The sequence below is a fragment of the Crocosphaera sp. XPORK-15E genome (assembly GCF_034931425.1).
Classification (GTDB): domain Bacteria; phylum Cyanobacteriota; class Cyanobacteriia; order Cyanobacteriales; family Microcystaceae; genus UHCC-0190.
The window spans coordinates 109,848-133,258 of record NZ_JAYGHQ010000013.1 but is presented as its reverse complement, the minus strand read 5'-3'; the positions used below and the strand labels follow the sequence as shown (position 1 = coordinate 133,258).

Below are 23,411 nucleotides of genomic sequence, written 5' to 3'. Positions count from 1 at the left end.
TTAGAAGGTTAGGCGAATGAATGTAAAAAATCTCGATACAGTATGGGCGAAACGATTATTGTGGGTGGGTATCGGGATTACATTAACGATTTTTTTAGTTAACTTTTACTTGGTGGGGTTTGGAGTTTATGGGGACGGCATTGGTTATTATACGCCCCTCCGTTCCCTCATTTTCGACGGCGATCTCAAGATTTCTAATGAATATGAATACTTATCCCACTCGGCCTCTAATTTTGGGGGTGGTGTGCGAGTGGATAAAGAAATCCCCGAATATAGTAAATATACTTTAGGTCTGGGCTTAGTTCTTTCTCCCTTCTTTGCTTTGGGACATTTCGCTACCTTGATCTTAAATGCTTTCGGGGTTGATGTTACCCTCAATGGTTTATCTTGGCCTTATGAATTATTTTATTGTTTAGGTAGCATTGGGTTAGGCATTACGGGACTGGTAATTTGTTACAAAGGGGCCCGACGTTTTTTTAGTCATAATGCTTGTATTTTAGGGGTAGCAGGGGTTTGGTTTGCTTCTCCCCTCAGTTTTTACCTGACTCTAGAAACTTCGATGTCTCATGCTGTATCGCAGTTTTTGATTTCTATGTTTTTTTACATCTGGATAGCAACCCCTTGGCTTAAACAACGCCGTCAACAGGTTTTAATGGGATTAATTTTAGGGTTAGCAGGATTTGTTCGTCCTCAAGATATTCTGTTTGCTATTGTGCCTATTTTAACGGTGGTTTGGGGTCTGATTTCTCGATGGTTTTCTCAAGATATGGGGGGGAAAGGGACAAAAATTGACTGGATAAAGTCAGAGTTGCTCCCATTAATCATTATCGGTTTTGTGGCTGTTTTAATGCAGTTGCCGCAATTTTTGATCTATCAGTGGCAATTTGGCAGTTTTTTTGATATACCCTATTTACAGGAAGGAACGGCAGAAGGCCATCAAGGGAGTTTTCAATTTACCAACCCTCAAATTCTCAATGTCCTATTTTCGGGGTTTCATGGCTTATTTTCTTGGCACCCCTTGCTATTTGTGTCAATTATTGGCTTAATCTTAGTTAGCCGCAAATTCCCTCAGTTAGTTGGCATCATGTTAACCGCCTTTGCTATGCAGGTGTATTTAGTCGCCGCTTGGTGGTGTTGGTGGCAAGGTTCGAGTTTTGGGGGGAGAATGTTTGCTAACTGTAGCTTTATTTTTGTGATGGGGTTGGCGGCCTTTTGGGATTATTTCCCCCGTCCGAGTTGGCAACGTTTCGGTTTAATCTCAACAGTGTTTTTTATGATTTGGAATGGTCTATTGGGGTTACAGTATGACTCAGGGATGATTCCGTCAGAAGCTCCGGTAACTATGGGACAAATTATCCAGAATCAACTGTTTGTCCTTCCCTACTTCCTCAATCATGTCTTTAATCGTTAGGAAAAATACAATTTAAGTTAATTTTGTCAATTTTTTGATACACTAGAGACGCAAGTAATTTTAGGAAATTCTTAAGATGGAAAGCGTCGCTTATATCTTAGTTTTAACCATGGCCCTCGCTGTGTTGTTCTTCGCCATTGCTTTTCGGGAACCCCCCCGCATCGAAAAATAAGTTTCGATTGTCAATTCAATTAAAGTTAACCCCTTTAATATATCTCTGAGCCGCGACTATTTTCCTTACTTGATTTCAAGCAGGAGAATAAAAACGGCTCAGACTCTTGTATTTTTTGTTACCTCGTTGAATTTTGTCTTGCCGTCTTTCTCTCCTCCCTCCTAATTTTCCGTTGCTACGGATAGTCTTATGGAATGTCCCTATTGTCAGCATACCAATAGTCGTGTCTTAGAATCTCGTTCTTCTGAAGGTGGACAAAGTATTCGTCGTCGTCGGGAATGTTTAAACTGTAAACATCGCTTTACTACTTATGAGCGTATTGAATTTGTTCCTATTACAGTCATTAAACATGACGGCAAAAAAGAATCTTTTGATTCCTCAAAACTTCTGCGGGGAATGGTGAGAGCTTGTGAAAAAACGGGAATTTCTCATCAGCGTCTTGAAACCATTGTGGATGATATTGAAGCACAATTACAACAGCGTCCCCAACGAGAAGTAACCAGTCAAGAAATTGGAGAGTTAGTGCTTAAATATCTACGACAAGAAAATGAGGTTGCTTACATTCGTTTTGCCTCTGTTTATGGCAGGTTTCAAGGGATTAAAGATTTTGTCGCTACCCTTCACCAACTTCAAGAAGAAACACCCCAATCTACCATTCCCCAATGGTCTAATATGGGTTCTCAAGCTTCCGAGCCAGACCATTCTCCTACTGCCTATTTAACATTAACCCATCACGGATCGGATAACTCTATTTAAGCTGAATCATCTCTTTTTTAAGCTGCTGAACCAAAGTTTAGTGATTTGTGATGGTTGACCTATGGTAAGGTAATAGGTCAATCAGTCTAATAACACGATTCTAACATACTATGACGATTGCTCGGACGATTTGTTTGGGTTTTCTGGCGGTAATTGCTGTGGGAACCCTATTATTAATGTTACCATTTTCTAGCCATGATGGGAGTTGGACAAATCCGATTATTGCTTTGTTTACCTCCACTTCTGCTGTCTGTGTCACGGGGTTAGTTGTGGTTGATACGGGGACTTATTTTTCCTTTTGGGGTCAACTGGTTATCATGCTTTTAATTCAAGTGGGTGGGTTAGGTTATATGACTACCACCACATTTTTAATTTTACTGATAGGAAGACGCTTTGATTTACGCCAAAAATTAGCGATTCAAGAATCTTTTGATCGGCCTTTTCTTCACGGTAATAGTCAAAGTTTGATTCGTTCTATCATTGCCACAACCCTACTGTTTGAGTTGGCAGGAGCGATGATTATGTTAAATGTATTTTCACAAAAATATCAAACCTTAGAGGCACTTTGGTTTGCTGTTTTTCATAGTATAAGTGCTTGGAATAATGCTGGTTTTGGCTTATTACAAGATAGCTTGGTGAGTTATCAAAGCTCATTTTCAATTAATTTTGCCATTACAATGCTAATTATTTTTGGAGGAATTGGCTATCAAGTTATTATTGAAATGTATTTGTTTTTGTCTCATAAAATTACCCGAAAACAAGAAAGAATGATTTTTTCCCTTAATTTTAAAGTTGTCACCAGTACAACTCTACTATTATTGATTGCTGGAACTATTGTTTTTTTGTTAATTGAATATAATAATCCTGATACCTTAGCCCCCCTCAATTTTAAAGATAAACTATTAGCTGCTTGGTTTCAATCTGTGACCACAAGAACAGCAGGTTTTAACAGCATTGATATTAGTCAAATGACTATCGCTGGACTATTTATTACCATGGGATTAATGTTTATAGGCGCGAGTCCTAGCGGTACGGGTGGCGGCATTAAAACCACAACCCTTCGCATTTTAAGTGACTGCACTCGCTCAGTTTTACGAGGCAATGATGAAGTGGTAATGTATAAGCGAGAAGTTCCTATTTCCTTAGTATTAAAGGCTGTTGCTGTGGTCTTTGGTTCAACCAATCTTGTTGTTTTAATCACCTTTTCTATTTCCTTCATTGAAGCTAGTTTAAACCCTGATTTTTTTGAGGTTAATTTTAACTCTCTCCAAGTCTTATTTGAGGTTATTTCTGCTTTTGCTACTGTGGGACTTTCAACAGGAATTACTGCTAGTCTCTCTCCTTTCTCCCAAGTTTTGTTGGTCTTAACCATGTATACTGGAAGGGTAGGGGTTCTTTTGCTGATGGCAGCGATTGTCGGTGATAGTCGTCGCCGAGTAATTCAATATCCTGAAGAAACTTTGCTTGTGGGATAATTACTCACCCTAATCATCTCGATCAAAAAGTAATTCTCATACCATAAAAATGCAAAAAAAGCAAGTAATTATCTGTTGTAAAATGAGGATAGGGGGTTAATTTGAAATCCTTAAAATTTTTAGGTAGTCTTCGTCAAGAAAGTCGTCAATTTGCGGTCATTGGTTTAGGACGTTTTGGACGTGCTGTTTGCCTAACCCTTCATAAATTGGGGTATGAAGTGTTAGGAACTGATATTAAAGAGTCTCTAGTGGCGCAAGTTTTAGCAGAAAAAATTGCCTCTAGTGCTATTGAATTAGATTCCACTAAACCCAATGCTTTAAAAGAAGCAGGAATCTTTGAATTTGATACGGTAATTATTGCCATTGGCAACTATTTAGAGGAAAGTATTATTACAACTTTAAACGCAAAGGAAGGTGGTGTTAAACACGTTGTTGCTAAAGCTTCTTCTGATATTCATGGTAAGCTATTAAAACGGGTTGGTGCTGATATGGTGGTCTTTCCTGAATATGATGCAGGTCGTGAATTAGCCTATACATTGACCAAACCTGCTATCTTAGAAAGGTTCGATCTTGATCCAGATCATAGTATTGTAGAAACTCGTATTCCTGAAGAATTTCATGGGAAAAGTATCGAAGAATTAAAACTTCGGAGTCGTTATCGAATTAGTGTTTTAGCAATTGGGAAAGAAGATAAATTTAAGATTAATCCTGAACCCCAAGAAAAACTTAATAAAGATTTAGTAATGGTAGTCATTGGTAACAATAAAGATATTCAAAGATTACCAATTTAATGATTAGGATTGAGGTGAGTCGAGCAAGTTAGCAAAAATTGCCATAGGAATCATCGGCAGCATTGGTAATAAACAGATCAGCCATTGATATGCTGTTAACGGTGCAGTGTTAAATAGGAGATTCATGATATCCCACTGACTAAACAAAATTTGGAGAGTCGCCGCTGTGACAATTCCTATAATCAAGATAGGTGTATTAGTCGTCATGGTGGAATTATGGCGAATGCGGCTAACTAAACTAGTCCCTAACTGACTAATGCTCAGTAAATAAACAATCCGCGCTGCCACCAATGATTGAATAGCCATGGTACGAGCGATCGCAATGTCTCCCGTCGCATTTTTAGCCCACTCAAAGATACCAAAAATCAGAATCCAGTTAAAAACTGAAATCGCTACAATGCGGTGGAACAATCTCTTGGTCAATAAAGGTTGTTGAGGATTACGGGGTGGTTTTTGCATCAATCCCTGATTTTTGGGTTCAAAAGCCAAAGGAACCGTCATAGTGACAGAATTAATCATATTAAGCCACAACACTTGTAGAGATAGGATGGGTAAATCCCTGGCAAACAAGGCACTAATTAAAATGGTCATGGACTCACCCCCATTAACAGGCAACAGAAAGGCGATCGCCTTACGCAAATTTTGATAAACGGTTCTCCCCTCTTCTACTGCGGCTTCTATAGAGGCAAAATTATCATCGGTTAACAGCATATCCGCTGCATCTCTGGCCACATCCGTTCCCCCTTTCCCCATAGCAATACCAATATCCGCTTGTTTTAGGGCTGGAGCATCATTGACCCCATCTCCCGTCATAGCGACGATTTCCCCTTTAGACTGTAAGGCCTCGACTAATTGCAGTTTTTGGGCCGGGGCGACTCTGGCAAAAACTGCCCCATCTTCTACCGCTTTGACTAAGGTGGGGGTATCCATTTGACTTAATTCTTGACCAGAAAAAGCAATCACCCTTTCCCTGTTTTGAATACCCATGCGTTGGGCAATAGCTTTGGCGGTAGCCAGATGATCCCCTGTAATCATCTTGACTTGAATTCCGGCAGATTGGCAATGGTGAATGGCGGTGATCGCTTCGGGACGAGGGGGATCAATCATCCCTTGTAATCCCAAAAACACTAATCCCGTTTCAATATCTTCATGGTTGAGAGAATGCTGATAAGGGTTAACCTCTTTTTTGGCAAAGGCTAACACCCGTAATCCTTGTTCTGCCATCTTCTCAACCTTTTGCTCAATTAGGGGACGATCCACCGCCACCCGTTGACCATGATGGTGTAATTGTTTCTGACAGCGACGGAGAATGGCTTCTACCGATCCTTTGACATAAATTATCCGGCCCGATTGTCCTTCGTCCCCATCAGTATGCAAAGTCGCCATATACTGAAACTCCGATTCAAAGGGAATCACATCTAAGCGGGGCATAGCGTTGTTGAGGGCGGTTTGGCTTAACCCTGCTTTGGCCCCGGCCGCAATTAATGCCCCTTCGGTGGGGTCGCCGACAACAATCCAATCTTGATGACGGGCTTCTACATGAGAATCATTACATAACAATCCTGCCATCAGACATTCTTCTAAGACGGGACTTAAGGTGTTAATAGGTTCATGGGAATGAGGTTCTTCGAGATCACAGGAAATCTCCCCTTTAGGACTATAACCACTACCGCTAACACTATACTGCTCTTCTCCTGCATAAATGGCTTGGACAGTCATTTGATTTTCTGTGAGGGTTCCTGTCTTGTCAGAACAAATGACTGTTGCACCACCTAATGTTTCTACAGCAGTCAATTTCCGAATAATGGCATGACGACTAGCCATGCGATTCACCCCAATGGCCAAGGTGATGGTGACAACAGCAGGTAAACCTTCGGGAATGGCACTCACCGCGAGGGCTACGGCCGCCTCAAACATATATACCAAAGACTCTCCTTGTCCAATACCAATAGCAAGGGTAAGGGTTGCTAAGGCTAAAATAACGTAAACTAAGGTCTGACTGAACTTGGTAAACTTACGGGTCAGGGGGGTATTGAGATTAACCCGTTTGTCAAGAGATTGGGAAATTTTGCCGATTTCTGTGGCTTCTGATGTGGCTATGACAATACCTTTCCCTTGACCAAAGGTAACAAAACTGCCTGTATAAGCCATGTTAGTGCGTTCGGCTAAGGTGGTTTCGGTGGGTAGGGGGGATATAGATTTGTTGACGGGGACAGATTCTCCTGTTAAGGCGGATTCATCGACTTGTAGGCTACGAACATTTAAGAGTCTTAAATCTCCAGGGACTTTATCTCCAGAGACTAAGAGTACGATGTCCCCTGGTACTAAATCCCGTGAAGGGATTTTGACTTTACTATTATCTCGAATGACGGTGGCTTCGGTGGTGACGGTTTTGGTAAGGGAAGCGATCGCTTCTTCTGCTTTAGATTCTTGAACAAACCCAATTACGGCGTTGATGATGGTGACTCCCCAAATGACTCCCGCATTTGTCCAGGAACCGAGCAGTGCCTTAATGCTCCCTGCAATGATGAGGATGTATAATAGAGGCTGATGAAACTGTAAGAGGAGTCTTAACCAGACTGGTTTGCCTTTTTTCAGTTTGAGTTCGTTGAAGCCATATTTTTCTAGTCGTCTGCCGACTTCTTCGGCTGTTAATCCCCGTTCTAAATCGCTGTTGAAGGATTTGAGGACTTTTAATTCTGAAAGTTCATGGTACAGGGGAGATGATGAAGATTTTGTCTGCATTTGTTCCTCACTGTAAAAGATAGATTGTTAACTGATTTCTCTGGCCACTGATGTCGGGTTTAATAGGAAAATAGAGGCATATTGGGCAGTTTTTGGAGATAGTTCAATTTGGGTTAAACTGATTAGTCCATCTTGCAAAAAGGAGTCTCGGACTTGGACTTTGTCTCCTTTGTTGAATGAGGTTTCATAAAAAACCTCTTTAATACCCGCAGAAATGATTAATTTTAAACAGGAAATACAGGGTTCTAAGGTAACATAAATGAATGCTCCATTAGTAGAAATTCCGTGTTTTGCTGCTTGTGCGATCGCGTTAGCTTCTGCATGAACCGCACGGGAAGGTAAACTACTCGAAGCATCACAACTACTTAATCCAGGATAGCAGAAACCTTGGGCTGTACAATGTGCTGAACCGGATGGGGAACCATTATATCCTGTTGCTAATAATTGTCTATCTTTAACGATAACAGCACCGACAGGAAAGGCCAAACAAGTTGACCTGGTGGCGGCTAATTTAGCTATCATGATAAAGTATTCGTCCCAGGTGGGTCTTTGTTCTTCTAGAAATGTCATTTTAATGATTAGATAACGATAGAAAAATCACGTTAAACTCCTGTTGAACCAAAGCCACCTTTACCCCTAATTGTATCACTTAATTGTTCAACTTCTTCAATTTCAACACGAATAACAGGAGCAATTACCATTTGAGCAATTCTCATTCCTTGAGTCACCTTAAATGATGTTTTACCATGATTAATTAAGATAACCCCAACCTCTCCGCGATAACCCTCATCGATAGTTCCTGGAGTGTTTAAAACGGTGATCTGATGTTTGAGTGCAAGTCCACTTCTGGGACGAATTTGTGCTTCAGTATTAGGGGGTAATTCAATAGAAATTCCTGTTTTAACTAATTTATTCTCTCCAGGCAAAATTTCTAAGTCTTCTATAGAAATTAAATCCATTCCTGAATCTTCTGGATGTTCATACTTGGGGACTGTAGCAGATTTATCTAGTTTGAGAACTTTAATTTTCATTTTTCCTTTTGACATCGTTCACTAGTTGTGCTGCAAATGCACCAACAAAGCCAGTTACTATTTTATCTGAAAAAGGAACTGGAAAAAACGGTTGCAAAACAATAACGATCAATACTCCGTAAATTATATAGGGATAAAGAAAACTATATTTATTTTTATTTTTGATTGATTTTTTGACTATTTCTTGATAATCTGATTCCGGCGGTAGTTTCTCTAGAGTTTTCTTGAGAGAATCTTTTGTTTGTCTAAAATCTTCCTTTAACCAGCGTTCTTCTTCATCTGTAAAAACTATAGGTAAATCTGGTTTTCCCGGAGGATTACCATGTTCTTTTGTTGATTCTGTCTTGACATATTGAAACATTAATGTAGCAAAAGTATCTTTTTCAGGGTCTAATTCTAGATCATAATCACTATGATTGTGTACTGTAATTGCTGATGAACCTAAATATCCAGGATCAAGAGTAGTCCCAATATGTCCTAATCCCTTGGCAACTAATCTAACCCTAGAATGATATGTTCCAGATATACTTTTGGATACATAAATAGATTCATTAGTCCACACTATAACAACTGATTTTGCAGGAATGATTACTTTCCCTTTATCTTGATCATAAGCAGATTGATAAGATATTTTTGAGGGAGATTCAGATTTATCAGAAATTTTATAAGCAACCCTACTAACTGTTAAATCATAGCTAGATGCTTTAAGATTTTTTTGACAAAAAGGATGAATTAAAATATTTTCTTTGACTATTTCTGTTTGAATATCGATATTACTTAGAGTAGACATTTTAATTTCTCCAAATATCTAAAATTTAAGGTTTAAATGGTTGATCTTGTGCATAAAGATTTTTTTCGGGAAACAACAAGCTAATCTCTGCCTTCTGTAATTCTGTCCCTAAATACATAGCGTGTTTTATTTCAATACTTGGACAATTATCAGCTATTTGTTCATAGATTTTTTTAGCTGATTTTCCTGAATAACAGTCAACAATTTCTCCTGAACCTGGAGTAATATGTTCAACAATAATTTGATTATCTTTCAGTGAAATTAAAAAGCTACCACTGGGATCATTATAGCCTTTTTCTTGACATATTTTAGCATACTCTGTATTAATAACTCGTTCTGCGTGTTCCCAACAATCACTATAAATATGTGCGCTTTGACTAATAATTATTAATGGGCCAATCATAAAATTATTATCAGATTTCTGATTAATCTCATCAATAATATGTCGTTGTAATGATCTTAAACCCATCGCATTTGCTGGCCAAGCAGAAAACATATCATTACTACGAAAAGTCGCAGTTAAAGATAATTCATTATCAACTATTCTAACCCAAATATGGTTTAGACAGGGGGGACTATCATTATTTTCATAATCTTTGACATCCCAAAGAGACATTACGACTCTAGATGAGTCAATTTCAGTGATTAATTTATTAATTGATTGTTCAATTTGATCCCGTCCAAACCATGATCTTAAACGTTGTCCATAAGTATATTTTACTCCTTCTCTTGGGGGTGCATCATCAAGTATTTGGGAAATATAATCATTAATAAAGTTTCTTTCTATCGGTAAATAATTAGGATTAGGGAAGTAAAAATTTAATGGTTCATCAGTTACAATGGATATAATATCAATTAATTCTTGCCATTGTCCGTATTGAGTTGGTCTAATAGTTCCGGTTGTTTTAATTCTATGTAATATTTTAACCCAAGTTTCTGCAATAGTTTTCCCTTCAATACGATGGCCATATCTTGGCCCAGGTAAAACTATTGGAGTAGTTTCTAACTGAGGAAAAATTAAAGGACTTCCCCAAGGTTGCTTATTATTTTGATTAGCAAATTCTTTAATATACTCAACAGCTTCACGAATAGACTTTGCTTCTTTATAGTCCAAAGATTGACGCAAAGTTTCTAACGCATCAACATTAATTTCAATGTCAATATATCCAGTAATATCAGAATTAATAACCCATGTATCTCTCCCTGTATCACTTTTTCCTTGAGTAAAACCCTGTTGTAAAAAGTCGAGTAAACATTGACATCCTCCTGCATTTTTATCTTCTTTTGTTGCTTGTAAAATGACTAAAAATCTGACATGAGGATTAGCTAATAAATTACGAATTAAAGGACTAATTCCTCTGGTTGGACTATATAAATTACCAATAACTGCATAATCTTCGGGGTTTAAATGTTTAGCAACTGACTGTTTAACTGTCCATCCGGTAATAATAGCAGTTTGTCCATAACCACAAATTAATTGATTGGGTTTATAATGGGGGGTATAAGTAAATTGATAATTAGATGATGTAAGGGTCATAGTTTTTCAATAGTCTGTACAATAACGTTAAGATGTAGCAGGAGGATTTTTAAGCTAATCAGCTAATTATAATTGATCGTGAACTGCCAATAACTAGCCGTAATTTTATTTTAAGCTTTGTTTTATGATACTTTCTAATTATTGTCATCTTCAGGGAGATAGTCAGATGTTAAAATTTCAGTTTTAGTAAAGGGACAAACTTCAGGAAAAGTATTAAGATTTAAACCAGTTTCAGCTTTAGCATATTTTCTCGAATTTTGATAACACTTGTCAAAAATATCATCAAAATAAGGATTAAAACTAGGACTATCTTCTAAGTCTTCTAAAATTCTATTCCGATGTTTAAGCATAGAATGTTCCCAACTTCCTGATCGTTTATTGGGTTGATATTTCCATTTTAACAAGTGCATTAATAATTGCTCTAAATTACTGCGAAATCCCTTTTTTTCACTTCTTCCCATTGCTTCAATTTCTTCTATTAAGTTATCAATATCTAAGTGATCTAATTTTTTTTGTTTGAGTAATTTAACTGTTTCCTCTAACCAGAGATTAAAATCAGTTTCATAAAGGGTTTTAACTGCTTTCATATTTATTTATCCCCATTTAAGATTAGATTGATTGTAGCATAATTACTTCTAAGGTTTTGCATTGGTGGGTTACGACGGATATTTAATTAAATAGTTTTTGTTTTAAGTTGTTCCTGTCTAAACCACCCTACAGAATACCTTAAATAAAATTCTTTTCAAGATAAGTAATAATTTGTTGATGAATACTCTCTATTGTATTCTGTCCATCTAATTTTAACATTGCTCCTTGATAATTATGAAAGATTTTATGATAATTTGCTCGGACTTTCTTTAATTTTGCTTCTGTTTCATACACTTCTTTATAAGCAGCATTTTGAAGACGAGACAAAGCAACTTCTAAAGAAACATCAATATAGATAACTAAATCTGGGTTAGGAAAGCGTTTATTTAACCCATAAACAAAGTCAAATTCTTCTTGATTATTACAATTATAAGCGAGGGATGAAAAATAGTAACGAGTGGCAATAACATGACTATTATCCTGTTGAATAAGTTTATAAACTCCATCGATATCATTGTATAAATGATAATGTCTATCAGCAGCAAATAAGTAAGCCATTTGTTCATCAAATTTAGCTTGATTTTTGATAGCAATACTTTGACTTTGCATCGCTTCGCGGATTAATTTACCTATCACTCCATCTGTGGGTTCAGAACTAATAATTGCTGAGTTTCCTTGATTAATTAAATGGGTTTTAATTAGTTCTGCTTGAGTTGATTTTCCTGCTTTGTCAATTCCTTCTAAAACAATAAATAAGGGTTTCATTATTTCTAAAATTTAAAACTTAGGTTTGTTTTTGTAGAGTCAATTCATGAATTGACTCTACAGGTAGCTTCTGTGAGTACATTTTGAATATAATCTTTTGTGTGACTCAAGAATATAAAATGGTTTTATTTTATGCAGAAAATGACTTAACTAAAACTAAGATCATCCCAACTAATGAACCAATTAATAACACGACACTGCTTAAAGAGCCAATAGCAAAACCGAGTATTCTTTTTTCAGCAGCTTGATAGTATCCCCAAGCATATAAAATACGGCCAATGATCCAAAATGCGCCAATACCAGATCCCCAAACAGGATTAATATAATAACAAAAAATCCATAGTAATGGTAAAAATAAAACCATCTGTTCAAGGGTATTTTGTTGAACCCTCAAGGCCCTTTCAAAATTAGGATCACCAGTCATTGCAGGGGGTTTGACATTATATTTAGCTCTGGTACGACCAACATTAAGGGTGATAATTAAATAGACTGCTAATGCACTAACTGTCACTAAACTAGGGTAAATTTCCATGATTTTTTCTTGTGGTTTAAAACTTGTTTGATTTACATTATACAGTAATTTGTTAGGATAATTAATAATTAAAAATATTATCTTAAAAGAGTAGAGACGTTTCATAAAACGTCTCTACATATTCTCTGAAAAATATTAAATTAACTGCACTAAATTAGCCTAATTGACCGTTTAAGCTTCATTAACAGGAGCAGGATCAATTTCCCCTCGACAGTTACTAGGAAAAGTGCTGGGGGATTTTTCAAGAAGGTCTTTAATTGATGTATTTCTCTCAATCTCACCTTTAAGGTTAATCCATACTTCAGTAATTACTTGTTGACTTTCATCTTGATCTTTGCCACATTTTACATCGACTTTTGTACCGGAACCTGTACCAAATTTTACATCAAATGGTTTCCGAATTTCAAAGGTATTTAGTTCTTTTCCGAGGTTACTAACAAATAAATCACGAACTTCAGAGTTATTAACTTGGTCTAACAAAGCAAGAGATTCTTGAAAGTATTCTTCAGGTGATTCTGAATAACAAGTGCCATGTTTATACCACTCATGTAAGTGTAAACTGGAAGCAACCCCAGGCATTTTTATCTTTAACTCATCCCAAGTTTTTTCCGATAATTTTATGGGGGGCATTTTGTCCCATGTTTCAGGTTTATCAAGTTTTTTAATGTCTCGACTAACACCACAATAAAAGTTTCCGTTAGGTTGAGGCCATAACCCATGTAAAACAAAGTGAGTTGCTTCAAAAGTATCAGTATCTTTCGTTAAACATTCGGGTTTATTAGGACGAGTTTCGCAAAAAGCAGGTTGCCAACTGAGGGCTAATAAATAATCTTTATTACTCGATCCATTGTTGGTAGAATTATCATCAGGAAGGGGTGCATCAGCTAAAGTTCCACAGTCTATTGCTACCCAACGAAGTGAGGGTTCAACCCCATCAATTTTGATTTGATAATGGGACGCATCATCTTTATTTTTAGCAAGAACTTGATATGTTTCTTGGGGTTTAATAAAGATATTACCAGGATTTGTCCCCTTTCTTATTGATTGTAAAGCAGCGCAGGATTCTTGAGCAGTAAATTTTCCATCGAGTTTAACACTAGCTGAGGCTGGACTAATCCACAATGTGATATAGAATACTATAATGGTTATCAGGAATAACCCTGTTTTAAGAATCTTCATGTCAGTCTCCTAACGACATCAAAAGTTTGTAAATGGTCTTTATATTCTCGATTTTACGTTAAGAGTCTGTCCCCAAAAGTAATTCTTTTGTAAATAATTATTACTTTTTTTAATAATTCTCTACCAAATCTTAAACTATCCCATTTTCCTAATCCTGAATATATTCAATTCCCTGAATTAAAGCCATCTCAGCCTTCATAAATTCCCGCCCTAAATAGGCAGCATGGTCTAACATAGTAATGGGACAATCGGGGTTTTCTTCAATAACTTTAATACATAATTCCTTAGCACTGCGTCCGGTAAAAAGGGTTTCAGCCGTTCGGTTAACTTTCCCTTTTGCGGGAATAACTTTTCCCGTTTCTGGATCAACTGCTAACCCCTTATCATTAATTACATTGGTAAAATGTTTAGCACAAATTAACTGATTTTCTCGATCTACATAGATAATATAATAACCCCCAGGATCAAGATCAATATGACGTTTAGAAAATTCGTCATCAATTTGTTTAATTTTTTGTCGTAAGTCAGTCATAAACTTATTTAGTGAATAGGGAATAGAGACTACTAATATTACTCGGTTTTACGGGCTACAGGGGGCGCAGGGGGTGCTGCTTCAGCCACAGGGGCCGCTACAGGTTCAGCAACTGGCGCAGGAGCAGGTTGAGAGGCAGCTTGAGGAGCAGTTTCCCTAGGGGAACGAGTGGGGGCCGAACGAGAAGCTACTGAGCGTCTACGGGGGGCTGAGGTTTGTTCATTCGGCTCCGCATTGCGACGACGACGGGAACGACGGGAGGAGCGTCTTTCTTCACGGTTGGTATCAGACTGGGTTTTTTCTCCCGTTTCCGGCGGTTTAACCACTTGATAATAAGCCTTTTTCGGTTTGAGGGGTTCCGCCTTAATACTGCCTTTGCGTCCATCTAAACGGGGTAATTTGGGAAAAGACTCAATTTCCATATTTTCTGTTGCTTCCCTCATAAACTCGCCCCAAACGATGGCCGCGGTGGTACTTGCGCCCGAAGTAGGCCGGTTATTATCATTACCTAACCAAACCCCGGTTACTAATTGAGGAATATAACCCACAAACCACAAATCTCTGGCTTTATCTGAGGTTCCGGTTTTACCAGCTACGGGCCGGCTTCCCAGTTGGGCCGGGGTTCCTGTTCCCGACGTAACCACACCCCGTAACATCCAAGTCATAATGGCGGTGGTATTGGCATCAATGGCTTGTGTGGCGGTAAACTTGGCTTGATAGAGTATCTTACCATGACGATCTAAAATACGACTGATGCCATAAGCTTCTTGATGAACCCCTTTATTAGCCAAGGTTCCGTAAGCATTGGTTAATTCTAATAAATTGACTTCCCAAGCTCCCAATGCCAAGGAATAAGTAGGTTTTAAGTCAGATTTAATGCCCATACGATGAGCAATTTTAATAATAGGGTTCCAACCCACATTAACTAAGGTTTGAACAGCCACCACATTTAAAGAAGACGCTAGGGCCTGCTGCATCGTAACTTGTCCCCCAGTATACTTGTCCCCATAGTTTTCTGGTTGGTAGCCGTCTACGATATAGGGAGCATTCGTATATGAACGATAGGGAGAGAACCCCGCAGCGATCGCAGTAGTATAGACAAAAGCTTTAAAGGTTGAGCCTGGTTGCCGTTGGGCTTGGGTAACTCGGTTATATTGATGATTTTCGTAGTCATTACCCCCCACCATTACTTTAATTTGCCCATTACGGGGGTCAACGGCGGTTAAAGCAGCTTGTTTATAGCCTTGCCAACGGCCATATTGAATGGCTTTATCAATGGCTTTTTCGGCGGCTGCTTGCCATTGGGTATTAAGGGTAGTTTCAACGGTAATGCCTCCCGCTTTTAAAGCATCTTCCGAGACGTATTTAGGCAGTTCTTTTTGAATATAATCGGTAAAATAAGGAGCTTTTCGCTCAAAACGTTTGGGTTGACTGGGTTTGAGGACAATGGGAGCAGCGATCGCAGTTTTTAATTCTGCTTGACTAATAAATTTCTGTTCTGCCATCCTTTGTAACACTATGTTGCGTCTGGTGGTCGCCGCTTCTTTATTTTCTAAGGGAGAATAAACGCTCGGCGCGGGAACAATACCTGCTAAGGTAGCGGCTTCTGATACAGTTAATTGATCAACAGGTTTACTAAAATAGACCCAAGCCGCATCTCCTAAGCCATAGGCTCCCGATCCCAGATAAACTAAATTAAGATATTTTTCTAATATTTGTTCTTTTTCTAGATTATTTTCGATTTTCTGAGCGAGACGCATTTCTTTAAATTTACGGGTAAAACTGCGCTCTTGACTCAAAAAGACAATGCGGGCTAACTGTTGAGTAATTGTACTGCCTCCTTCTACAACTTCCCCCGCTTGGAGGTTAGAAAACGCCGCCCGCAGAATGCCCTGAATATCTACCCCGCGATGATTTTCAAAGCGACTATCTTCACTAGCGATAAACGCTTCCATCACAGGCTCAGGAATTTGCCAAATCTTCAAATTTTCGTGGGTAACAGGGCCAATTTGCCGTAAATTTTCCCCATCTGCTCCTTTAATAGTCAGGGTTTCAGGGCGAGCATAGACTAAGACATCTTCCACAGATTCGGTGATACTGCTTTCGAGTTGATAGATACTGTAACTTAAGGCGATCGCACTGGTACTGACTCCAATACCGATGCCAAAAAATAGCCAAAATCGAGGATGACGGCGAACGGAAGCCACTTGTTTCAGGGAAATAACCGCTTGTTGAGAAAATGCTGTCAATTGCGGCGGTATGGAAGGAAAATTAATTTTAAAATTTCGTCCTCTCTCTCGTCTATGTCTGCGTCTTGGCAAGGGTTTCGGCGGTGAGTTAGCCTTATCTAAGGCCACCCCCGTTTCTTGGGGTGGTTGCCCTTTACTGTCCAATTTGTCTGCTATTGAGTGCAGTAAGTGACTAACCTGCTGCTTAAAATTTGAGCCAAACTGATTAAACACGACAACTCCTCGCACCTTGCTGTTTCGATTAGTTTAGATTGTAGAACAAATTTTGACAATCCACTGCCTTATCTCGTTTCTTATGGCCGTGAGGGGATGAGGAAATTTTTGCATTATGGCCCCTAAATTAACTATAATCATTTAGTTTAATGCGTGAAAAATCACCCTAATTATTGTTTATGGAAATCCTGACATCCCTTAGTTTTTCTAATTATACTGAATGGTCAGTAATTGCAACAATCGCCCTTTTCTTTTTAGCTATTATTGCCTTTATCTTTAAGTGGGGAATTCGCTTCCGTTTGGTAGGAATTACGGGGTTTATGGCAGTTTTAACCGTGGGATTATTCGGGTTAGGATTAGGCTTATTTACCCGCACAGAAATTCCTGGGGCGGTGCGCTTTTCCCGTGTTTATGATAATGGTGGTAATCAAGTCGTAATTGTGGTTAAACCTTCTATTACTGAAACAGAATTAGAAGCTACTTTAAAACAAGCCGCAAGTGATTACTTTTCCTATGGAAGAAATGCGCGGGATAGTAGCAATCAATTGACCATTCTTGTTCGGACTTTAATTCACCCTGAACCTGGTTTAAGTATCCCCTTATATTTAGGAGAAGTCAAGCGTTCTCTATCTGTTAAAAAAGATGACAATCTCCAAATTGAAGTCTTTCAAGAAAGCTTGGCACAATTACCGAATGATGGATTATAATCTCTGAGCTAAATCAACACTTACAGATAGATTGAAGCCTGATAATACTATACAAACTAAGCCTACCTTCCGAGGCTAAATTAAACCCGCGTAGGCGGGTTTTGTTTGTATAGCTTAACCCTTAAGGGTTTAAGTTGATTAAGGGTTAATGGTTGATAGTCTAATACGATCTTGATCAAAAGAAATTGTTTGTTTCCCCAGTTTTATTTTAGCAGTCATCCCCGAACCTGTAACCATTAATGGGGGTGATTTTCCTTTTTGAACTGTCATAATGATAAAAAATTCATTGCCCCCTGTTGCCATTATTTTACCGCCTGTTTCTGTGGGTTTATAGGTTATTTTTACTTGAGATGGTGCGATAAAAGTTCCTTGCATTGTTGACTTATTTTGGCCTTGAATAATGAAAGTGTTACCATTGATTTTGACCTTGCCTTTTGTGTGCATTACCCAAATTTTTTCCTTGAATTCTTCTGCTAAAATTGAACCATTAAACTGATCAACAATGACAAATAAACCAGGAACTCCCGATGTTTTACTATAGTCAACAGCAAAAGAACGTAAACCAGAAATTCCCACAGAAGGCTTACTATTTTTGCGCCAAATTGTATTAGTTTGCAAACTTACAATTCCCGAACCATCAGGATTTGATGTAAAAAAGATTGGTTTTGAAGCATTCCAGGGAGAACTATTAGGCATAAAAACAACATTTTCTTCTTGCCATTTTCCCTCAGAATTACCAGCGATCGCCCATTCTTCTCCTAACCCTAAAATACGAAAACTTCCCACATCAGGAAAAGACCAACTTCCCCCAATAGATTGTTTTTTTAAGTAAATATTAGCCACAAAATCAGTTTCATTTTGCCATTGATTACGAAAATTATAAAATCCTTTTTGTTTATCAACAAAAACTGTATCAAATAAAGTAACTGGATTTTGAGATTTTATTTGATGTTTTTGGTTATAATAAGCTAAAATAAAAGGAGCTTGAGCAGGACTATCAATGCCAAAAGTTTGATTTCCCTGATTACCTAAATATTGTTCAAATACTCCCTTAATTCCTGGTAAAAATTCATCAGGAATAATCCCTAAACCTAGGGCAAAAAGAGATCCTCCCGCATAGTAGCGATGTCGTCCATAAGTAGCAACATTTAACTGCTTATTCTCCACTACCATTCGCATAACATAATGAGGTAAAATCCACTGAGCATGAGAACCTGTAACTAGATCTTTTCCCATCACATTGCGATAAGCTTGTAGAAAGGGAAACACCGTCAAAACTAAGGGTTCAGTGGTGTAATGATCTCCCTCACTTCCTAACCCATGATCACCAATAGCTGTGGTAAAATAACGTTTAAGATTACGCTCAGCCATTCGCATCAAAGGGTAAGTATTATGATTAGGAATAGAAGGTTCATTCATAATAGCTAAAGCCGCCAAACCTGCAGCACCTCTGGCCCTTGCATTCCAATTACTAGCAGCATTACTATTCCAACCCTTACTAGGGGAACTTCCTTTAATTAATTGAGCAGTTTGGCTTGCTAACCACCGAGTAACAATAGTGATTTGTTCTTCATTCCATAGAGGATAACAGAGATCATAAGCTAAGGCAACTCCCGCGACGATAGGAGACTGTTCTAATAAACGGGGACTAGGATTTTCTAGAGATTTTTTAACTAATTGCCACCCCATTTCGGCTGCTTTTTTATCCTCATTCAATAATGCCAAAAAACAGTATCCAGTGGCATGATATCCGCCATTAGGGACATAACCATCATAATAAATAGGTTGTTCTAATGTCTGTTTTAATCGGGCTAAAATTGCCTTTCCTGTTGAGGTTTGAGCAGTTTTTAAAAGACTTGATAATTCATGTTTACGAAAAATCAAACGCGGATGTTCTTGAGGAGAAATGGGACGATGTTCAGCAACTGGGATAGGCCATAATGGGGTAATATTTCCTGTCACACTTCCTTGTAGGGAACGCTGATTAAATTCCCCTTGATAACTGCCAATTAATTGATTTTTATGGGGAACTAATTCAATCTCATAAATAGCTTCTGAGGTTTTCATTTCCCAAGGATGAAATTGAATTTGTATCGCAATTTTTAACCGCCAAGCATCCAGATATTTTTTTAGTTCAATATTTTTAATTTTAGGGTTTGTTAAACTATTACTTTGTAGCTTTCCTTGATGATCAACCTCTTGATTAAACTTAGGTGCATATCCCCAAACTTCCTGTTCACATTCACCGCGATCGCAGACTAAATCTAGGGTAATATTTTGATAAACAGGTTTATCTTCCCAGAGTTTCCAAACCCCATGTTTAAGGGTTAAATGAAGATTACCAGAAAGTTGAGTCAGATCAAAGGGTTTAAGGGGAGGTGCATTTGATCCTTGGAGACATAAAAGCAAGGGAAATAGGAAAAGATAACGGTGTTTCATGGAAAAGTTTTAAAAATAAAAAGTAATATTTTCATTTTCAATATATCATTAAAACATCTAATTAATAGACATAGATTGAGTTGAAATAGGTAAAGTTTTGCCTTTTACATGGTAATTTTCAAAGATTAAGGTTTAAGATTTCCTCCTCGAAGAAACCAGCCAAGGACACCGCTAATAGTAGCAGTTAGAGTAATGATAACAAACTGTCTCCAGTTCTTTAATTCCCCAACTTTTTCGGCTAAGTCGGGAATCTTATCAATGGCAGGTTTCCAGTCTTCTAGACGGGTTTCTACCATCCCTAATTGTTTATCAATTCCTGTTAATTTGTCTTTTAAGTCAGTTTGACCTTTCTCTAAGCTAGTTAATCGAGTCTCTAAGCTAGTTAATTTAGTCTCTAAGACTTTGTGATTACTGATAATTAGGTCTTTTAGTTCTTTGAGGTCATTCTCTGTGACTGTTGACATTATGTTACTCTCAAATTAGTTATTTGTTTAAGATGTCCTCAAAGTAGTCTTCTTGGGGACTATTTTTATTTTATGTCAAGGGTAGATTCAAAATCTAACCTCATTATATAGCGATCGCAGTTGATAACTATTGCGCTTTAGTAACAAATTCTCACCGCAAAGGATAAACCTATCACAACCCAAAAGTTGTAAGGTAGGCAATGCCCACCCTACCTTATCATTTAAGATCGGGAAAGACTTCTTTTACTGCGGGATGAATTAACACCCCATCTTTGACATTTAACCCTTTAGCTAAACTAGCATCTTTATCTAACGCTTTTAACCCTTCATTAGCCAATTTCAACACATAGGGTAAGGTACTATTGTTTAAAGCTTGAGTTGCAGTCCAAGGAACAGCCCCAGGCATATTAGGAACCCCAAAATGCACAACCCCTTCCTCGACATAAGTGGGGCTACTATGGGAAGTGGTGCGTAGGGTTTCGATACATCCGCCTTGGTCTACCGCCACATCCACAATAACCGAACCAGGGTGCATTTTAGCCACTAATTCCCTAGAAACCAGAATAGGGGCCCGTCTTCCCGTCACTAATACTGCACCTATCAATAAATCTGCCTTAGGAACCGCCTTTTCGATAGCAGAAGCGTTACTATAGAGCAATTCCACCCGTGAGCCAAAAATCGTCTCTAAATAGGCTAAACGCTCAACACTGATATCAAATATTTGCACTTGCGCCCCCATTCCTACAGCAATGCGGGCCGCTTCTGTGCCTACCACACCGCCCCCTAAAATGACCACACGACCGGCAGGAACCCCAGGAATGCCCCCTAAAAGGACTCCACGACCCCCCTGTTGTTTTTCCAAATATCGCGCCCCAAACTGCACGGATAACCGTCCTGCAATGATACTCATGGGGGTTAGTAGGGGGAGTCTTCCGTCTGGTAGTTCAACGGTTTCGTAAGCGATAGCTGTTATTTTTGATGATAATAATGCTTCTGTTAGCTGTCTTTCTGCGGCCAAATGAAGATAGGTAAAGAGTAATTTAGTGGTTTTGAGGTAAGGATATTCTGGGGAAAGGGGTTCTTTCACTTTCACCACTAAATCTTTCATCCATACTTCTGCTGCGGTGGTAACGAGTTTTGCCCCTGCTTGATGATAATCTTCATCTGTAAACCCGGCCCCTACTCCTGCACCCGTTTCGATAAAAACTTGATGTCCGCGATCGCATAATACTCTAACACTATTGGGACTCAACCCAACGCGAAACTCTTGATCTTTAATTTCTTTAGGGACACCAATTTCCATAAAACTCCTTACACCTAGTTATCATTCATACTGTAGCTTAATATTTTCCTAGGGGTCAACGGCCGTTGACCCCTACAATAGCCATATTCTGTTATTATCCTCTAATTATTTAACAATTCAATAAATTCATCCACGTCTAATTCTGCTTGTCTAATAATAGCTCTTAGGGTTCCTTTATCAAGGTTTTTATGGTTGGGAACTACAACTTCTGCAAAAGGTTCATCTCTGCACAAAATAATATGACTACCTTTTTGACGCTTAATGTAAAACCCTGCTTTTTGCAAAGTTTTGATACAATCTTTCCCTGAAAGTTGAGGTAGTTTACTCATACAGCAAGGGTAACTGTTTCTACTTTATCATCAGGAATATCACGACCTTCTTCTTGGAGAACTTCTAAATAAAGTTCAATGGCCTCTTGAATATTTGCGATCGCCTCTTCCTTAGTTTTTCCTTGACTAATACAAGGGGGTAAACTAGGACATTGAGCAACCCAATAACCATCTTCTCCAGGATAAATAATTACTTGTCTCATGGGTTATTTCTCGTTCTAAGTGAGTATTCTTACCTGAATATATATATATTTTTTTTCCTTGTCAACTTCTAAGTTAGAAAATCTTGCACAATGCCTAGGGTTTGTTGTCCTGTGTTTTGCCAAGTAAATTTTTTTGCCTGTTGTAAACCCAAGATTTTTAACTGCGATCGCAAGTTTTCATCTGTTGTTATTTGTTCCATTGCGGCTGTTATTTCTTGTACATTATAAGGGTTAATTAATAAAGCTGCATCTCCTGCGACTTCAGGTAAGGAAGAAATATTAGAAGTAATAACAGGAGTACCACAACCCATTGCTTCTAAAACAGGAAAACCGAACCCTTCCCATAAGGAAGGAAACACCAAAGCTAAAGCCTGATTTAATAATATAGGCAATTGTTCATAATCCACATAATCCAAGATTTTAAGTTGTTTTTCAATGCCTAATTCTTCGGCTTGTTGTATTAATTTCGGAGTATAACGTTTATCAGTTGGGCCAGCTAACCAAAGCTGATAATTTGAGTTATTTTTCAGTTTAGCAAAGGCTTCAACAATAAGGGGGACATTTTTATGAGGATCATGACGGCCTAAATAGAGAAAATAGGGAACAGTTACAGCATCTTCTTTGATATCTAAAGGTCTAAAATGTTGCCGATCATAAGCAAGTAAAATAGGGGTTATTTTATGAGCAGGAATGTTAAAGAAATCAACAATATCTTTAGCGGTTGCTTGAGAATTACAGATAATATGTTCAGCTTGTTTAAGAACTTGAGGAATATAATATTTAAAATAAGGAGTTAAGGGAGATTTTTTGTTAGGAAAGCGTAAAGGAATTAAATCATGAACCATTACCACAGAACGACATTTGCTATATAAAGGACTTTCAGGGACAGGAGAAAATAATAAAGATGCTTGTAATTGATTATAAATTTTAGGTAGTTTAAACTGTGTCCAGAGTAGACGGTTTAAATGGCCCTTAGTTCCTTGTTCTGGAGTTAAATTATTCGGTACTAAATAGGTTTTAAAATCTTGATATTGTTGAGAACTTAATAACGTAGGTTCCAACGATTTTAAATAAGGAAAAACATTATTAGCATAAATAGTTATGCCTGTTGGTTTTGACAACAGTAAGGAAAGATTAATCAATAATTTTGACTTTTGCTTCATTCTCTTAGACAATAAATACAACTAATAATTAATCCCA

The 23,411-nt window shown here is 38.0% G+C and carries 23 protein-coding genes; 6 read left to right on the top strand and 17 right to left on the bottom strand.

Features of this window, described 5'->3' with window-relative positions:
- Window positions 1-16 precede the first annotated feature (16 nt).
- From VB691_RS15875 to VB691_RS15855, 5 genes are all read left to right on the top strand, one after another.
- Window positions 17-1,411, top strand: a complete 1,395-nt coding sequence (locus VB691_RS15875; RefSeq protein WP_323292484.1) for a hypothetical protein — start codon at window positions 17-19, stop codon at window positions 1,409-1,411.
- Window positions 1,412-1,487: 76 nt separating this feature from the next.
- A complete protein-coding gene (locus VB691_RS15870) occupies window positions 1,488-1,583 on the top strand; it encodes a photosystem II reaction center protein T (RefSeq protein ID WP_010873362.1) in 96 nt (31 codons plus the stop codon).
- Window positions 1,584-1,772: 189 nt separating this feature from the next.
- Window positions 1,773-2,339 (top strand): transcriptional regulator NrdR, encoded by a 567-nt coding sequence (nrdR, locus tag VB691_RS15865; RefSeq protein WP_323292483.1) that lies wholly within the window; start codon window positions 1,773-1,775, stop codon window positions 2,337-2,339.
- A 110-nt stretch (window positions 2,340-2,449) separates the two neighbouring features.
- Entirely contained in the window at window positions 2,450-3,814 is a 1,365-nt protein-coding gene (locus VB691_RS15860) for a TrkH family potassium uptake protein (protein ID WP_323292482.1), read from the top strand.
- Between the two features lie 101 nt (window positions 3,815-3,915).
- Window positions 3,916-4,605, top strand: a complete 690-nt coding sequence (locus VB691_RS15855; RefSeq protein WP_323292481.1) for a TrkA family potassium uptake protein — start codon at window positions 3,916-3,918, stop codon at window positions 4,603-4,605.
- 3 nt (window positions 4,606-4,608) lie between these two features.
- On the opposite strand, the gene VB691_RS15850 is transcribed toward VB691_RS15855, so the two are convergent.
- The 11 genes from VB691_RS15850 to VB691_RS15800 form a co-directional block, all read right to left on the bottom strand.
- Entirely contained in the window at window positions 4,609-7,350 is a 2,742-nt protein-coding gene (locus VB691_RS15850) for a cation-transporting P-type ATPase (RefSeq protein ID WP_323292480.1), read from the bottom strand.
- A gap of 27 nt (window positions 7,351-7,377) precedes the next feature.
- Window positions 7,378-7,920 carry a dCMP deaminase family protein gene (locus VB691_RS15845; protein WP_323292479.1) on the bottom strand — a complete coding sequence of 181 codons (543 nt, stop codon included), beginning with the start codon at window positions 7,918-7,920 and terminating at the stop codon, window positions 7,378-7,380.
- Window positions 7,921-7,952: 32 nt separating this feature from the next.
- Window positions 7,953-8,381: a dUTP diphosphatase gene (gene dut, locus VB691_RS15840; RefSeq protein ID WP_323292478.1), complete on the bottom strand. Its 429-nt coding sequence runs from the start codon at window positions 8,379-8,381 to the stop codon at window positions 7,953-7,955.
- Entirely contained in the window at window positions 8,371-9,171 is an 801-nt protein-coding gene (locus tag VB691_RS15835; protein ID WP_323292477.1) for a dCTP deaminase domain-containing protein, read from the bottom strand. Before VB691_RS15835 ends, dut begins: the two co-directional genes overlap by 11 nt.
- A 25-nt stretch (window positions 9,172-9,196) precedes the next feature.
- Window positions 9,197-10,708, bottom strand: a complete 1,512-nt coding sequence (locus VB691_RS15830; protein ID WP_323292476.1) for a thymidylate synthase — start codon at window positions 10,706-10,708, stop codon at window positions 9,197-9,199.
- Window positions 10,709-10,842: 134 nt separating this feature from the next.
- Complete coding sequence (locus VB691_RS15825) at window positions 10,843-11,295, bottom strand: DUF29 domain-containing protein (RefSeq protein ID WP_323292475.1); 453 nt, start codon at window positions 11,293-11,295, stop codon at window positions 10,843-10,845.
- Between the two features lie 139 nt (window positions 11,296-11,434).
- Complete coding sequence (tmk, locus tag VB691_RS15820; protein WP_323292474.1) at window positions 11,435-12,061, bottom strand: dTMP kinase; 627 nt, start codon at window positions 12,059-12,061, stop codon at window positions 11,435-11,437.
- A 130-nt stretch (window positions 12,062-12,191) separates the two neighbouring features.
- Window positions 12,192-12,593, bottom strand: coding sequence for an MAPEG family protein (locus tag VB691_RS15815; protein ID WP_323292511.1), 402 nt, complete (start codon window positions 12,591-12,593; stop codon window positions 12,192-12,194).
- 171 nt (window positions 12,594-12,764) lie between these two features.
- Window positions 12,765-13,772, bottom strand: coding sequence for a ribonuclease T2 family protein (locus tag VB691_RS15810; protein WP_323292473.1), 1,008 nt, complete (start codon window positions 13,770-13,772; stop codon window positions 12,765-12,767).
- Window positions 13,773-13,920: 148 nt separating this feature from the next.
- Window positions 13,921-14,304 (bottom strand): DUF4346 domain-containing protein, encoded by a 384-nt coding sequence (locus tag VB691_RS15805; RefSeq protein WP_323292472.1) that lies wholly within the window; start codon window positions 14,302-14,304, stop codon window positions 13,921-13,923.
- A 38-nt stretch (window positions 14,305-14,342) separates the two neighbouring features.
- Window positions 14,343-16,766, bottom strand: a complete 2,424-nt coding sequence (locus VB691_RS15800) for a penicillin-binding protein 1A (protein WP_323292471.1) — start codon at window positions 16,764-16,766, stop codon at window positions 14,343-14,345.
- Window positions 16,767-16,945: 179 nt separating this feature from the next.
- Between VB691_RS15800 and VB691_RS15795 the strand changes: the two genes are divergently transcribed.
- Window positions 16,946-17,473, top strand: coding sequence for a Ycf51 family protein (locus VB691_RS15795; RefSeq protein ID WP_323292470.1), 528 nt, complete (start codon window positions 16,946-16,948; stop codon window positions 17,471-17,473).
- 138 nt (window positions 17,474-17,611) lie between these two features.
- Here VB691_RS15795 and VB691_RS15790 read toward each other — a convergent pair whose 3' ends face one another.
- From VB691_RS15790 to VB691_RS15765, 6 genes are all read right to left on the bottom strand, one after another.
- Window positions 17,612-19,912, bottom strand: coding sequence for a hypothetical protein (locus tag VB691_RS15790; protein WP_323292469.1), 2,301 nt, complete (start codon window positions 19,910-19,912; stop codon window positions 17,612-17,614).
- A gap of 125 nt (window positions 19,913-20,037) precedes the next feature.
- Window positions 20,038-20,376, bottom strand: a complete 339-nt coding sequence (locus VB691_RS15785) for a hypothetical protein (RefSeq protein ID WP_323292468.1) — start codon at window positions 20,374-20,376, stop codon at window positions 20,038-20,040.
- A 217-nt stretch (window positions 20,377-20,593) separates the two neighbouring features.
- Window positions 20,594-21,679 carry an alanine dehydrogenase gene (ald, locus tag VB691_RS15780; RefSeq protein ID WP_323292467.1) on the bottom strand — a complete coding sequence of 362 codons (1,086 nt, stop codon included), beginning with the start codon at window positions 21,677-21,679 and terminating at the stop codon, window positions 20,594-20,596.
- A gap of 101 nt (window positions 21,680-21,780) precedes the next feature.
- On the bottom strand, window positions 21,781-22,008 hold the full coding sequence (locus VB691_RS15775; protein ID WP_323292466.1) for a type II toxin-antitoxin system HicA family toxin: 228 nt from the start codon (window positions 22,006-22,008) through the stop codon (window positions 21,781-21,783).
- Window positions 22,005-22,211 (bottom strand): type II toxin-antitoxin system HicB family antitoxin, encoded by a 207-nt coding sequence (locus tag VB691_RS15770; RefSeq protein ID WP_323292465.1) that lies wholly within the window; start codon window positions 22,209-22,211, stop codon window positions 22,005-22,007. The genes VB691_RS15775 and VB691_RS15770 overlap by 4 nt, the downstream gene beginning before the upstream one ends.
- Window positions 22,212-22,279: 68 nt before the next feature.
- Window positions 22,280-23,374: a glycosyltransferase family 1 protein gene (locus VB691_RS15765; protein ID WP_323292464.1), complete on the bottom strand. Its 1,095-nt coding sequence runs from the start codon at window positions 23,372-23,374 to the stop codon at window positions 22,280-22,282.
- Between the last annotated feature and the right edge of the window lie 37 nt (window positions 23,375-23,411).